Source organism: Promineifilum sp. (SeqCode) (assembly GCF_041918635.1).
Lineage (GTDB): Bacteria > Chloroflexota > Anaerolineae > Promineifilales > Promineifilaceae > Promineifilum.
On record NZ_JAYRVJ010000702.1, the window covers coordinates 1 to 14,473 of the forward strand.

Here is a 14,473-nt window from a genome sequence, read left to right on the forward strand (position 1 = left end):
CAGCCTGGAAGGCATCGCCGACGGGCTGGAGCAACTGTTCAGCGATCCGGCCCTCCGCCAATGCCTGAGCCAGCGCGCGCTGCAACAGGCCCAGCTTTACTCCTGGGAGCGGGCGGCGGCCGAGACGGTAGCGATTTATCGACAGGTTTTGGGTGAGTAGGTTGAAGATGCGGGGGAGCAGGGGCGCAGGGGCGCAGGGGGGCAAAGAACCGTCGATAGACGATGCGCTCTCCCCCGCTCCCCTGCCCCCCCGCCCCCCTGCTCGGCCCGCTCGGACATACTCTGCCGTCAGCCAGTGGCTTGATCTCATCGGGGAGATCGCCTTCGGGCTGTTCCTCGTGTTCAGCCTCATCACCCCGTCATGGCGGTACGGGCCGTTCGCCTGGCTGCCGCTGTGGGGCTACGACAAGCTGGCCGGCGCGCCGATGGAAGTGGGCGTGGCCAACTTTCTGCCGGTCATCGCCGTCCTGTGCGCTGCGCTCTCGCGTTTGCTGGCGCGCCGTCCGTGGCGCTGGGGGCCGACGGCCCTCGTCGCGCCGCTGCTCGGCCTGACCATCGTCGGCCTGCTGCACATCGACCTGGACAACTTCAGGCTGGCCTTCCTGCACGTCGGCATGTACGGGCTGGCCTGGCTGGTCTATCTGTTCGTCCTCAACGAACGGCCGCGTCTGGCGCTGCCCCTGGCGGTGATTTTGATCATCCAGGGCGTCGTCGCCATCGGCCAGTTTCTTTTGCAGCGCGATCTGGGGCTACTGTTCCTGGGGGAGTTGCCGCTCCATCCGGCGTTCGAAGGCAACTCGGTGCTGTGGGCGCGCGGGCAGCCGTGGTTGCGCGCCTACGGGCTGACCGCCCATCCCAACCTGCTGGGCGGCCTGCTGACGGCCGTGCTACTGCTCCTGCTGCCCTCGTTGCCGCGCAGCCGGGGCTGGGTTCGCGCCGGGCTGATCGCCGCCGTGTTGTTGGGGCTGGCCGGACTGCTGCTCAGCTTCTCGCGGGGGTCGTGGTTGGCGTTGGCGGCGGGTCTGGCCGCGTGGTGGCTGCTGGCCCGGCTGGGCCGCAGCCAGCAAACGCGCATCCCGACCGTCGCTCAGGGCAAGAGCCGGTGGCGCTGGCTGCTGGCTCTCACGCCGGTGTTGCTGCTGCTCTTCCTCTACCGCGACCTGGTCTTCAGCCGCTTTTTCGCCCTGGACACGCCCATTGAGGCCCAATCCATCGACCAGCGGCTGCACGACGCCGCCCTGGCCATCCAGGTCATCCGCGACGCCCCGCTGACCGGGGTGGGACTGGGCTATTACATCGACGCGGCCCAGCGACTCGACCCGGACGCGGCGCGCGTGCACAACGTGGGTCTGCTGGTAATGGCCGAGTTGGGATTGCCCGGGCTGCTGTTCTGGCTGTGGCTGATGCTGGCCCCGTTCTGGCTGCTACTGCGCGGTCGCCAGGCCAAGGAACCGGGCGGCCGGGACTTCTACTTCACCTACCCCGCGGCGCAACTCGCGCCCTGGGTCGCCATGCTCGTCGCCAACACCTTCGACACCATGCTCTGGCTGAGCAGCAATTGGCAGACAAGCATCCTCTTTGCGCTTCTCCTGTCCAACCTGGCGCGGCAGATAGGGACTGGGAGCCAGGGGCTAGGTTCTAGGGAAGAGCGCTCTTCCCTAGAACCTAGTCCCTAGAACCTGACCCCTATTCACCAAACATATCCAGGACGTCGGCCACCAGATCGTAACGACCGAAGGCGGGCATGATGTAGAAACCCTGAACGCGCGGCCGGAGCGCGGCGGCGATCTCCTGAGCGATGCGCACGCCTTCCGCCTGCGGCCGTTCCGCCTGCCGCATCCGCTCCCGCTGTTCTTCGGGGATGTAGATGCCCGGCACTTCGTGGTGCAAAAACTCGGCGTTGCGGCTGTTGTAAAGCGGTTTCAGACCGGCCAGGATGGGCGGCGGCGGTTCGCCGTACGCCTGCTCATAGGCGTCGAGGAAGTTGAGCGCCACCTGGGCGTCGAAGACGGGCTGCGTCAGGGCGAAGTCGGCCCCGTGCTCCACCTTCTTGCGCAGCAGTCTCAACTCCGCCCCCACATCTTTCGGCGTCAGGCTGAGAGCGCAACCGACCACAAACGTCGTCGGCTGGTCAATGGATAGGCCGGCCTTGTCAAGCCCCTGGTTGAACTGCTTCTTGATAAGCTCGATCAAACCCGTCGGCACGATGTCATAGCTGTCCATCGCCTCCGGGTAGTCGCCGATGCGCGTCGGGTCGCCCATCGTCACGAACAGGTTGCGGATGCCCATCGCGTGCGCCGCCAGCAGGTCGCCCTGGATGCGCAGCAAGTTCCGGCCGCGGGTTGGGAAATGCAGCACCGCCTCCAGGCCGATTTGCTTTTGCACCAGATAGGCCGCCGCCCAGGCGCTCATGCGCATCCGGGCCAGGGGGCTATCGGCGATGTTGAGGAAGTTGGCTCCGGCCTCGCGCAACATCCGCGCCCCGGCCAGCAAGCGTTCGGCGGCCACGCCCTTAGGCGGGTTCATCTCGACAGTCAGCACCAGTTGCCCGCGGCTGAGGTGCTGAGCCAGTTGCGTGGGCCGGTCGACGACAGCAATGGTCTTCTCCGTCCGGCTGACAATGCGCACTTCAGGCAGCGCGTAGGGGCTTTCGCCGGGCGTGTCCAGAGCGCGGCGCATAGCCCGGATGTGGGCCGCGGTCGTGCCGCAGCAGCCGCCAATAAGACTGACCCCGGCCTCCTGGAAGGCCCGCGCGTAGTCGCCGAAGTAGTCGGGCGTGGCCGGGTACATGACCCGCCCGCCGTGCATCTGCTCCGGCCAGCCGGCGTTGGGCGAGGCTGAAACGGGCAGTTCCGGCGTCACCTGGCGCACGATGCTGATCAGACGCAACACCTGGGCCGGGCCGCCGCTACAGTTGATGCCGATGGCGTCCACGTCCAGCGACGCCAGACCGGCCGCCGCCACGTCGGGCGGATAGCCCAGCAGCGTCTTGTCGTCGCGCGTGAAGGTCATCTCGGCCACAATCGGCACATCGGGGGCGACACGGCGCGCCGCGCTGACCGCCGCTTCGACCTCCTTGATATCCGACATCGTCTCGATGATGAGCAGGTCAACCCCCTGTGGCTCAGCCGTAGTCAGCGCGGCGATCTGCTCGGCAAAGGCAGCCTCCGCCTCGGCGGCCGAGACCCGGCCGAGCGGCGCCAGGCGCGCGCCCAGCGGCCCCACCGAGCCGGCCAGCAGGACATCCTTGAACGATCCGGCGATGACCCGCCGGGCCACGGCCACAGCGGCGCGGTTGATGGCCTCGACCTGGTGCTGCAAGCCGTGCTCGGTCAGCTTGAAGCGGTTGGCCCCGAATGTATTGGTCTCGATCAATTCGGAGCCGGCGTCGATGTAGCCGCGGTGGATTTCGGCTACCAGCGCCGGGTTGGTCAGGTTCACGGCGTCGAAGGATTGGTCAATCGGCACGCCGCGCCCGTGGAGGACGGTGCCAAAAGCCCCGTCCATCAGAACGGGGCCTTGCTCCAGACGTTGCTTGAATTCTTGGCGATTCATAATTCGCCTATTGTACCCGATTAATTGCCGAAGAGGCTTTGCAGCAGGGGCGCGGCCGCCTCCTGGTTGAGCAGCAGCACGGAGGCCCCGGCCGGCGTGCGGTAACTGCTCACATAGTCGTAGTCGAGCACCTCGTTGCGGATGTTGGCCGCGGGGATATCGCTGACGGTCTTAGTCAATCGGAGCATCTGCTCCAGGCTCAGATCGGTGCGGATACCCTGCTCCACCTCGCGATAAAGCGCCGGCCCGCGCCGCAACAGGTCGGCGATGCCCAGCTTGGTCGCCTGCTGGCGCGCGGCGAAGAGCACCTGCTGCTGGCGATAGGCGCGGTTGAAGTCGCTGTCGGCGTGGCGCGTGCGAGCGTACTTCAGGGCCAGCGCGCCGTCAAAGTGTTGCAAGCCGGCGGGAATGTAGAGCGGCTCATAGCCGTAGTCCATGTCCGGGTACTCCGGGTCGTTGATTTCGTAGGGCACTTCGACATCGACGCCGCCCAGCAAGTCGATGATGCGGACGAACGCGCCGAAGTCCACCAGCACGAAGTGGTGAATGGGCACGTTGAGGTTGTAGGCGACCGTCTGCATGGCCAGCGCTGCGCCGTCCAGATAGTCGCCCTCTTGCGCGCCATAGACCATCGCTGTGTTAATGCGATCCTGGCCGTAGTTGGGAATATCCACGTACAGGTCACGCGGGATGGACAAAATAGAGGCCGCCTTGGTGTCCGGATCGATGGAGATGATCATCATCGAGTCGGTGCGCGACACGAACGCCTCGCCCGGCCGGCGGTCGATGCCCATCAGCAGGATGTTGACCCGTCCGTCGCCCTCCCACGCCTCAACGACAACAGGCGTAGGCGTGGGCGCGACCGAGGTGTCGCCCTCGACCACTTGCGCCGGCGGTAGCGAGCCGCCGGCCGGTGATAGGCCGCCACCCGTCCCACCATTGCCGCCGACCACGTCCGGCTGGCCGATCAGATGGCGCACGGTCAGGTAGGCGAAAAAAAGCACCGCAATCGCCGATACGACGAAAGCGGCCGACAACAGGGCGCTTAACCAGCCCGGTAGTAATGGCTGTCTGTGCAATTCTGTGCTCCTGGCTTTATCAATCAAGGGTGCAGATTACCCCATGCATAACATTATACCGTACTGACGCCAGTGAGGCCGCGCCGGTTCCCGCCGCGCGCCCTCTGATTGTCCTACTTCTCATCCAAGGGTTTTTCTGATATTATTGATAATAATTGAGTTGCTTGCCTTGACGGTTGATAACGCAACCGGTACAGTATAGTGGGTAAAGAATCGGCGGATGATACTTCCTCAGTAATCGAGTGAACCATGTCCCTTGACCGCTTTGGGCGCAATATCAACTACTTGCGCATCTCCTTGACCGATCGCTGCAACCTGCGCTGCGTTTACTGCATGCCGGAGGACATGACCTTCCGGCCGCGTCACGAGCTGTTGCAGGACGATGAACTTCTGCGCCTGGTGAACATTTTCGCCGAGCTTGGCTTCCACAAGTTTCGGTTGACTGGCGGCGAGCCGACGGTGCGCGCCCACATCGTTGACCTCGTGCACGGCATGGCCGGCACGCCGGGCGTCGAGAAGATCGCCATGACGACCAACGGCCTGCTGCTGGATCGGCTGGCCCGGCCGCTGGCCGAGGCGGGCATGCAGCGAGTCAACATCAGCATTGACACCCTGGACCCGCAGAAGTTCAAGAAGCTGACCCGTTGGGGCGAGGTCGAGGACGTGTGGCGGGGTATCCAGGCGGCCGAGGCGGCCGGTCTAGAGATCAAGCTCAACGCCGTCGTCGTCCGCAACTACAACGACGGCGAAGACCTGGTTGATCTGGCCCGGTTGACGCTTCACCAGCCGTGGCAGGTGCGCTTTATCGAGATGATGCCCTTTGGCGACGTGGCTGACTTCCAGCTGGCCGGCGTGGTCAGCGAAGAGGAGTTACGGGCGACCATCGCCGCCGGGTTGGGGCCGCTGCGGCCAGTCAACGGCGGCGAATTGGACGGCGAGGCGCGCCTCTTCCGAATCGACGGCGCGCCGGGCACGATCGGCTTCATTAGCTCGGTGACACAGCCCTTCTGCGCCTCGTGCAACCGGGCGCGCCTGACAGCCGACGGCCGGCTGCGGCTATGCCTGCTGCGCGAGATGGAAGTTGACCTGCTGACACCGCTACGCGATGGGGCCGATGACGACCAGATGAAAGCGATTATCAAACAAGGTATCTGGTGGAAGCCCTGGGGGCACGGGTTGGCTCAGGACGTGATCCCGTTGAACCGGGTCATGTCCGAAATCGGCGGATAAAGAGGCTCACGCCAAGAGCGCAAAGAAGACTTGTTTTTCTTTGCGCTCTTGGCTTCTTTGCGTTCTTGGCGTGAGCTCTTAACGCTCGGATACGCTACTGCTGTCGCTGCTCATGGGCGGGCCAAAGCGGCCGAGGGGGGCGTCTTCCAGGCCCCAACTCTGCTGGATCAGATAGAGCGGACGCCCCTTCACCTCATCGTAGATGCGCCCCAGGTACTCGCCGATAATGCCCAAACAGATGAGCTGGACGCTGCCCAGGAACAGGACGGCGACCAGCGTCGTCGCCTGGCCGAGCAGCGGCTCGTGCGGCCCCAACAGGCGGACGAGGATGACGGCCAGGATGCCCACGGCGCTGATGGCGGCCATGACAAAGCCCATGATCATCGCCAGTTGCAGCGGGAAGTAGGAGAAACTGGTAATGGCGTCGAGCGCGAAGGGCAGCATCTTCTTGACGCTGGTGAACTTGGCCTCGCCGGCGTAGCGCGCCGCGCGATGGTACTCCACCCCGATCTGCCGGAAGCCCACCCATGGAACCATGCCCCGCAGAAAGCGGTTGCGCTCGTTCATACCGCGCAGCGAGTTAACGACGCGCCGATCCATCAGCCGGAAGTCGCCTGTGTCCAGCGGGATGTTGATGCTGGTGATGCGGTGGATGAGGCGGTAGAAAAGCTTGGCCGTCGTCACCTTGAACCAGGTCTCCCCCTCCCGGCTGGCGCGCACGCCATAGACCACGTCATAGCCGGCTCGCCACTGCTCCAGCATAGCCGGGTAGACCTCCGGCGGGTCTTGCAGGTCGGCGTCGGTCAGGATGATGGCGTCGCCGCGGGCGTGGTCAAGTCCGGCTGTCGCCGCGATCTGGAAGCCAAAGTTGCGCGAGAAGCTCAGTCCCTTGACGCGCGGGTCGCGCTCATGCAGCCGCGCGATGACCTCGGCCGAGCTGTCGCGGCTGCCATCGTTGACCAGCACCAGCTCCCACTGCTCCCCCTGCCCATCGAGCACGGCCCGCACCCGCTCGTAGAGCGCGTCGAGCACCGACTCTTCATTGTAGACTGGAGCCACGATCGAAATGAGTTCGTTGCGTTTATCCACCCGAAATTCAGACCTCAAGAGTGACCAGCAGGCCGACGTGATCGGACGGATAGAGCGTGTCGTCGTCGGCCGCGGGTTTATCGCAGAAGATCGTCGCCTTTGTCACGTTATACACCGCCGGGGAGACAAAGACGTAATCGAGGCAGCCCGTCCAATCCGGCGGCGGCTGCACCAGGTTAGTCGGGAACGTCGCCAGCGGGTCGCGGCCGTTGGCCTGGGCGTAAGCCGACCGATACGATTGTCGCATGAAGCGGATGGCCGGGCCATTGGGGGTTTCGTTGAAATCGCCGGCGATGACCTGCAACGGCACGCGCCGCTTCTCGTTGAGCCAGCCGACGAGATTCATGACCTGTTCCAGCCGCGCCTCATAATCCTCGGCGACGTGATGCAGGTGGACGCTGACAAAGTCGAGCGATTGGCGGCGAAAGGCGGCCGCCTCGGCCGGCAATTCGACGTTGACCCGCACAGCGACGCGTCCCTCGAAACCCAACGACAGCACGTCATGGTAGATGATAGGCAGCCGCGTCATGACGCCGACACCCTCCATGGAACGCCGGGGATGGCTGCGCCGCGCCTGGATGATGCGGTACGGGTGGCGCGCGTCCCCCGACAGCCGGATGTTGACCTGGCGGGCCAACCAGCTCCCCTGGCCGATGGACAGGCTGATCTCCTGCAAGGCGATGATGTCGGGCGTATCGTCGACCAGTTGACCGACGAGCAAATGCCGCCGGGCCAGCCAGCGATCCATCCGGTTGCGCAGGTTGATGGTGGCCGCGGTGAAGGCGAACATGGCGGTGGGCTGGCGGGCAGCTCAGTCGAGGGCTATGTCGAACGTGCCGGCCGGCACGGCCGTCTGAATGAGTTCCGCGCCGTTGTGCAGCGCCAGGGTGATCGGCGCGTCGGTGCGGATGCGCACCGAGTCGCCGGCGCTGATCAGATCGAGCGTCCCCTCATCCCCCAAGGGCAGGTTGCGCACGCCGTACGCCTCATTCCGCTCCAGATAGCGCCGCCAGGTGACCTGACGCAGCGGCCAATCGACCGACAGACCGAGCACGTTCTCCAGGATCATGCCGATGACGGCCGCCGCCGTCTGGCCGGTGGCGTCTTCTTCGGCTGGTTCGCCCGGGCCCAGGTCCTCGGGCGCGTAACACTCCCAGAGGCAGCCGGTGGCCTGGTGAACCTGCTCCACTGTGTCGATGTGGCTGACGGCCAGCTTGTGGGCCAGCAGGGGCTGCTCGGCTACCTGGAGGCCGCGCAAGACCATATGGGTCAGCGACGGCCAGACGCCGCCGCGAAATCCGTTGCCGGTGCGCGCGTTATAAGCCTCGTCGTCGGCCGGCAGGCTGGGCAGGACGTGCTGGGTGCGGAACGACCACGTGTCGCGGAGATGCTGCACGAAGGGCGTCAACCGCTCCTTGGGCACGAGGCGCGCGTCGAGCAGCGCCCAGTAGGCGGCAATGCTCTTGACGGCGCTGAACTGCCCGTCCGGAGAGCGGTCTTGGTAGAAATGGGGGGCGTCGTTCCAGAACTCGGCGTTGAAGCGCTCCACGAGGGCATTGTGCTCAGCCGCGACTTCGGCGGCCAGCGCCTCTTCGCCCAGCACGACGGCCATGCGCTCCAGTATCGACAGGTTGTGCGCCGCCTGGGCCGTCGCGTCGACCCAGGCCCAATGCAGATGGTGGAAGCGCGCGCCGGGCACGCGCGGCTGATTGACGAGACCGCTGCTGTAGCCAGTGGCCCAGTAGAGGCCATTGGGCCAGGTTCGATTGGCGCGGCACCAACGCTGGTAGGCTAACAGCGGCCAGAAAACGGCGGCGATGCGGTTCTGATCGCCGGTCAGCCGGAAGTGCCGCCACTCGGCCCAGGCCAGCAAGTTCGGGCCGGTGCTGTTCGGTTCGTAGGGGTTGTGGAAGTCGCCGCCCATCTCCGGCTCCAGCTCGCGGCAAATGAAGCCGTCGGGGTGCTGGTGGGCATAGAAGTTATCCAGAAGGCTGATCAGCCGGTAGGGGCCGGGCAGATAGCCGGCAACCTGGGCGACGAACGACGCCGCGCCCATCTCCAGGTTGGCCCCGCTCTTGGGCTGTGGATAGGCGGCGATGAGACGCGAGCCGGGCGCGGGCAGCCGGAAGCGCGTTCGCAGCGCGTCCCAGGCCGACCAGTAGAGGCGTTCCCAGGCCGGGTCTTCAGGCAACACCGGGATGGGCAGGCGCGCCCGCAACTCGGCCACATCGGGGAACGACGTGGGGGCATGGCCGTCTTGCCGGAACGGATTCTTCTCTACCAGCGGCTCAGCCGGGCTTTGGAAACGGGTGCTCACTTCAGCATCCTGGAATGAATTCACTACAGATTTTCACGGATTCTACGGATAAAGACGGATAGAACAACTCGTTCAATCCGTCTGATGCGTGACATCCGTGAAAATCCGTGGTGGATTGATTAAGGCTGGATTTCTTCGATGGTGATGCTGGTGATTGCGTCGCCGGCCGGCGCATTGGGGTTGCGCGACGGATCGCGCGGCGTGATCGCCTCGACCACATCCATGCCCTCGCTGACGCGGCCGAAGATGGTGTAAGAGCCGTCAAGCTGGCTGACGTCGCCGTAGGTGATGTACCACTGGCTGCCGTTGGTGTTGGGGCCGGCGTTCGCCATGGCGACCACGCCCGCTTCGTCGTGGGACAGGTTGGGGTCGATCTCGTTGGGCAGCATGTAGCCGGGGCCGCCGCGGCCGGTGCCGCTGGGATCGCCCGTCTGGGCCACAAAGCCGGGCAGCACACGGTGGAAAGTCACGCCGTCGAACCAGCCGTTGCGCGCCAAGAAGACGAAGCTGTTCACCGTCTGCGGGGCCGACTGGGGCAGCAGTTCGATCGTGAACGTGCCGCCGGTAGCCATCTCGACGTGGGCCAGATAGCGGGCGTCCTGGTTAATGGTCATTTCCGGCGCGGCCTTGAACTGCCGATCCGCCAACTCTTTCAGTTTCATCTCGTCTCTCACGAATGCCTCCCAGGCTTCAAACTCGCGCGGCAGTCCCTCACTGGGGACGACCTCGCCATTGACGATTGCCGATGGCGTGCCGGGCAGACCCAGCGCCATCGCCTCTTGCTCCAGACCAGACACGTAGTCGGCGTAGACGCCGTCGTCCAGCTCGCTCGTGAACTGCTCTACGTCCAGCCCCAACTCGCCGGCCAGCGCGACGAAGTAGTCGCGAGCGGCGTCGGCTTCCAGGCCGCTCCAGTCGCCCTGGCGCTCGAATAGCGCATCATGATACTCCCAGAACTTGCCCTGCGCGCCGGCGGCCTCGGCCGCCTCGGCCGACTTCCTCGCGTTGGCGTGGATGCTGGTGAGCGGGAAGTGCCGGTAGATTACCTGAACGTCATCGGGGTAGGCGTCTGCCAGACGCCCCATCAGGGGTGCGAACCCTGCGCAGCCCGGTCACTGGAAGTCGCCATACTCGATGATGGTGACGGCCGGGTCAACCAGGTCCCCCAGCTTCCAGTCCCGTTCGCGGGCCTGCAAGGGGTCGTCGGCCGTTGCACTCTCCGGCGCGGCGGTGACCGCCTCATCGGTTCCGGCAGTTGCGGGCGCGGTCGGCTCATCGGCCGTGGTCGGCTGCGGTGCAACTTCCTGAAACCCCTCCTCCTCGACAACCGCTGCCCCGCCGGAGCCGCACGCCGCCAGGAGCAGCAATAGGGGGAGCAGGAGCATTACAATTCGTTTCATGAACGGCTCCTATAGTAGGGGCGGGTTTGAAACCCACCCCTACACGTGTGTCATTTAGCGGCGCGGGGGCCGGCCGCCGCGGTCGCCGCCGCGGCGATCGCCGCCACGGTCACGGCCGCCGCCATTCGGACGCGGGCCGCTGCTCTTGCGGGCCGAGTCCTGGGCGCGGGCCTCTTCCAGACTCCACCCTTCCAGCACGGCGCGGCGCGAAAGGCGAATCTTGCCCTCGCTGCTGACCTCGGTCACCATGACCATGACCTCGTCGCCCATGCGCACGGCGTCCTCGACGCGCTGCAAGTGCTCCGCGGCCAGTTGCGAGATATGCACCATCCCATCCTGGCCCGGCGTGAGTTCGACGAACGCGCCGAAGTCGGTGATGCGCACGACCTTGCCGGTGAAGACCTCGCCCGGCTCCGGGTCGTGGGACAGGGCGTGGATGCGTTCCAGCGCCGCCTCGGCCTTCAGGCCATCGACGCCGGCCACGAAGACGGTGCCGTCTTCCTGGATGTCCACGGAGACCTCGAACTCCTCTTCCAGACCGCGGATGGTCGCCCCACCCTTGCCGATGATGGCGCCGATCTTCTCCGGATCGATCTTGATGGTCAGCATGCGCGGCGCGTAAGCGCTCAATTCCGCGCGCGGCGCGGGCATGACGGCCAGCATCGACTGGAGGATTTCCAGCCGGCCGACGCGGGCCTGCTCTAGCGCCTGCGACATGATGTTCATGTCGAGGCCGCTGATCTTGATGTCCATCTGCAGGGCGGTGATGCCCTCGCTCGTTCCGGCAACCTTGAAGTCCATGTCACCCAGGTGGTCTTCTAGCCCCTGGATGTCGCTCAGGACGGCGTACTTCGCGCCGTCGGTCACCAGCCCCATGGCCACGCCGGCCACCGGTCGCTTGATCGGTACGCCGCAATCCATCAGGGCCAGACTGCTGGCGCACACGCTGGCCTGGCTGGTGCTGCCGTTGGACGAGAGCACCTCGGACACGACGCGGATGGTGTAGGGGAACTCCTCTTCCGACGGGATCATCGGCAGCAGGGCGTTCTCGGCCAGCGCGCCGTGGCCGATCTCGCGCCGGCGCGGCCCGCGCATGGGCCACGTCTCGCCGGTGGAGAAGGGCGGGAAGTTGTAGTGGTGCATGTAGCGGCGCGTGTCCTCGGGGGACAGGCCGTCGAGCTTCTGCGCCTCGCGCGGTGTGCCCAGGGCGACGATGGACAGCACCTGCGTCTGGCCGCGCTGGAACAGGCCGGAGCCGTGGGCGCGCGGGCTGAGGCCGACCTCGGAGTAGAGCGGCCGGATGGTGGTGTAGTCGCGGCCGTCGGGGCGCACGCCTTCATACAGGATACGCTGGCGCACCGCCTTCTTAATCTCGTCGGCGAACACCTCGCGCACCGCCTTGGGGTCGGTCGTCTCGTCTTCGGCCAGGAAGCTATCGACCACTTCGTCGCGCAGCGCGTCGAGCGCCTCATTGCGATCCTCGCGTTCGGTGGTCTGGGCGATGACGTCGGCTATACGACCGCCGATGCGACCCTTCGTCGCCTCGGCCAGCGTGGCGTCAGACTCGACCACGGTCGGCTCGCGCTTCTCCTTACCGACGGCGGCGCGCATCTCCTCGAGCAGGGTGATGATGGGCTGGAGCGCCTGGTGGCCGAAAGCCAGCGCCTCGACCATCATCTCCTCCGGCACTTCGTCGGCCGAAGCCTCGACCATAATGATGGCGTCGCGCGAGCCGGCCATGCGCAGGTCGAGCTTGCTCTCGGCCATCTCGGGGATGGTCGGGTCCGCGATGAATTGGCCGTCGATGTAGCCGACGCGCACCGCGCCGATGGGCCCGTTCCAGGGCACGTCGGAGATGGTCAGGGCCGCGCTGGCGGCGTTGACCGACATGATGTCGAGGTGGTGGATGCTGTCGGACGACAGGGTGGTGACGATGACCTGCACCTCATTGCGCATGCCATCGGGGAACAGCGGGCGCAGCGGCCGGTCAGTCAGGCGCGAAGTCAGCACGGCCTCGGTGGTCGGCTTGCCCTCGCGGCGGAAGAAGCCGCCCGGAATGCGGCCGGCAGCGTACATCTTCTCTTCGAAGTCGACGCTGAGCGGGAAGAAGTCCAGTCCTTCGCGGATGTTCTTGGACATGGTGGCCGTAGCCAGCAACAGGGATTCGCCCACGCGCAGGGTGATGGCCCCGCCGGCCTGCTCGGCCAGCTTGCCCGTGGCGATTGTCAGTGCGTGTCTGCCCACGGTGGTGGTAAATACAGATTCAGAATTCATTCTATTTCCTCTAGTGGTGTAGGCAGCCACAGGTTGATAGACGGCGCGGATCAAGAGTCTCACGCAAAGAACGCAAAGCTCGCCAAGAACGCAAACAAATCCTTGCTTTGCGTTCTTAGCGTCCTTAGCGATCTTTGCGTGATTCTCTTAAACCCGTGCAACCTGCGAAATCTGTGGATGCTCTTCTTAATACGTGGAGCAGAACCGGGGTTAGGGACTGGGGATTGGCTCCTACAGGCCCCGATGGCCGTAAGGGACAATACCCAATTCCTAAACCCTGCCGGTCATTCCGCTCCTAGAAAAAGGGCGAAGAACACTTCGCCCTTTTCGCTAACACAATTTGTTTACCGGCGCAGACCCAGACGGCCGATGATGGCGCGATAGCGGTCCGGGTGCTCCTGTCGGAGATACGCCAGCATGCGCCGGCGTTTGCCCACCAGCTTCAGCAGCCCGCGTCGCGAGCTTTCGTCGTGCTTGTGGGTGTTCAGGTGCTCCTGGAGTTGGCGGATTCGCTTGTCCATGAGCGCGATCTGCACCTCGGGCGACCCGGTGTCGCCGTCGTGCGTCGCATAGCTTCCGATCAATTCGGCTTTCTCTGCCACAGTCAAGGGCATCTTATGTATCCTCCGTACTTCTGGTTCGTTTAGAAACCAGGTTTCTCGGAAGAAACTCGGTTTCTATAGTTAATAGTCAGCCGGAAGGCCGTCGTGCCGATAAACGTCGTACCTTCCCGCCAAGGAAGTATTATAGCGGAGGATGGGAGGATGACAAGGAGAGCGAATGGGATGCTCATGACGCGGAGGGGGCGCTGATTTTCGCGGACAGGAAATCGGGTTATAATGGGCTTGTCGTCGTCCCGGTCTGGTTCTGGAGGATATGTGGCTCAGGATCGACCCGTCCCAACCGAATGCCTGCAATCGTTACGCGCCCAACTGGTCGAACGATTCAGCCCGGCCGAACTGCGCCTCCTCTGCTCCGACCTGAGTGTGCGCTGGGACGAGCTGCCCGGCGACACGCTCAGCCTGAAAGCCAACTCTTTACTGGAACACCTCAATCAGCGCCTGCAACTTCCCGAACTGATCGAATACCTGCAAACGGCGCGGACGGACGTCGTGTGGGCGCTCGATGACCTGACCGACACGGCCGAGCCGCCCTACCGCGGCCTCGACTTCTACCGCGAGGAGGACGCGCCGCTCTTCTTCGGCCGGGCGGCGCTGACGGCCGAACTGGTAGCGCGGCTGCGCACCCATCCCCTGCTGGTCGTCGTCGGCGCGTCGGGCAGCGGCAAGTCGTCGGTCGTCCGCGCCGGGGTGATCCCCACGCTAAAGGGGGACTCAGCCCCTCTCCCCAGCCCTCTCCCAGGGGGAGAGGGAGGAAAGGCCAACAGCCGGGAATGGGCCTACCTGACGATCACGCCGACCGACAGCCCGCTCGAACGGCTGGCGCTGGCGCTGACGAGCGACCTGGTGACGGCCGGCGAGACGCGGGCCATCATCCGCGACCTGGGCGAAGACCCGGCCAACCTGCGC

The 14,473-nt window shown here is 65.1% G+C and carries 11 protein-coding genes and 2 pseudogenes; 3 read left to right on the top strand and 10 right to left on the bottom strand.

Annotated features, from left to right (window positions below):
* Nucleotides 1-167 precede the first annotated feature (167 nt).
* Nucleotides 168-1,676 carry an O-antigen ligase family protein gene (locus ACE3UY_RS20595; protein WP_374689358.1) on the top strand — a complete coding sequence of 503 codons (1,509 nt, stop codon included), beginning with the start codon at nt 168-170 and terminating at the stop codon, nt 1,674-1,676.
* 10 nt (nt 1,677-1,686) lie between these two features.
* Here the strand turns inward: ACE3UY_RS20595 and ACE3UY_RS20600 are convergent, their stop codons facing one another.
* Nucleotides 1,687-3,555, bottom strand: a complete 1,869-nt coding sequence (locus ACE3UY_RS20600; RefSeq protein WP_374689359.1) for a bifunctional homocysteine S-methyltransferase/methylenetetrahydrofolate reductase — start codon at nt 3,553-3,555, stop codon at nt 1,687-1,689.
* A gap of 20 nt (nt 3,556-3,575) precedes the next feature.
* Entirely contained in the window at nt 3,576-4,634 is a 1,059-nt protein-coding gene (locus ACE3UY_RS20605) for an LCP family protein (RefSeq protein WP_374689360.1), read from the bottom strand.
* 249 nt (nt 4,635-4,883) lie between these two features.
* On the opposite strand from ACE3UY_RS20605, the gene moaA reads away from it, so the two are divergent.
* Entirely contained in the window at nt 4,884-5,864 is a 981-nt protein-coding gene (gene moaA / locus ACE3UY_RS20610) for a GTP 3',8-cyclase MoaA (RefSeq protein WP_374689361.1), read from the top strand.
* A gap of 78 nt (nt 5,865-5,942) precedes the next feature.
* On the opposite strand, the gene ACE3UY_RS20615 is transcribed toward moaA, so the two are convergent.
* The 8 genes and pseudogenes from ACE3UY_RS20615 to rpsO all read right to left on the bottom strand — a co-directional run bounded on the left by ACE3UY_RS20615 (nt 5,943) and on the right by rpsO (nt 13,558).
* Nucleotides 5,943-6,953 (bottom strand): glycosyltransferase family 2 protein, encoded by a 1,011-nt coding sequence (locus tag ACE3UY_RS20615; RefSeq protein ID WP_374689362.1) that lies wholly within the window; start codon nt 6,951-6,953, stop codon nt 5,943-5,945.
* Nucleotides 6,954-6,960: 7 nt separating this feature from the next.
* Nucleotides 6,961-7,743: an endonuclease/exonuclease/phosphatase family protein gene (locus ACE3UY_RS20620; RefSeq protein WP_374689363.1), complete on the bottom strand. Its 783-nt coding sequence runs from the start codon at nt 7,741-7,743 to the stop codon at nt 6,961-6,963.
* A gap of 21 nt (nt 7,744-7,764) precedes the next feature.
* A complete protein-coding gene (locus ACE3UY_RS20625) occupies nt 7,765-9,270 on the bottom strand; it encodes a hypothetical protein (RefSeq protein ID WP_374689364.1) in 1,506 nt (501 codons plus the stop codon).
* A 119-nt stretch (nt 9,271-9,389) separates the two neighbouring features.
* Complete coding sequence (locus ACE3UY_RS20630) at nt 9,390-9,932, bottom strand: peptidylprolyl isomerase (protein WP_374689368.1); 543 nt, start codon at nt 9,930-9,932, stop codon at nt 9,390-9,392.
* A 24-nt stretch (nt 9,933-9,956) separates the two neighbouring features.
* Nucleotides 9,957-10,370: pseudogene (locus ACE3UY_RS20635) on the bottom strand (DsbA family protein); the annotation flags it as partial.
* A gap of 12 nt (nt 10,371-10,382) precedes the next feature.
* Nucleotides 10,383-10,670 (bottom strand): hypothetical protein, encoded by a 288-nt coding sequence (locus ACE3UY_RS20640; RefSeq protein WP_374689365.1) that lies wholly within the window; start codon nt 10,668-10,670, stop codon nt 10,383-10,385.
* Between the two features lie 54 nt (nt 10,671-10,724).
* Complete coding sequence (locus tag ACE3UY_RS20645) at nt 10,725-12,914, bottom strand: polyribonucleotide nucleotidyltransferase (protein ID WP_374689366.1); 2,190 nt, start codon at nt 12,912-12,914, stop codon at nt 10,725-10,727.
* A 374-nt stretch (nt 12,915-13,288) separates the two neighbouring features.
* Nucleotides 13,289-13,558 (bottom strand): 30S ribosomal protein S15, encoded by a 270-nt coding sequence (gene rpsO, locus ACE3UY_RS20650; protein WP_374689367.1) that lies wholly within the window; start codon nt 13,556-13,558, stop codon nt 13,289-13,291.
* A gap of 264 nt (nt 13,559-13,822) precedes the next feature.
* Here rpsO and ACE3UY_RS20655 point away from each other — a divergent pair.
* A pseudogene (locus tag ACE3UY_RS20655) lies at nt 13,823-14,473 on the top strand (hypothetical protein); the annotation flags it as partial.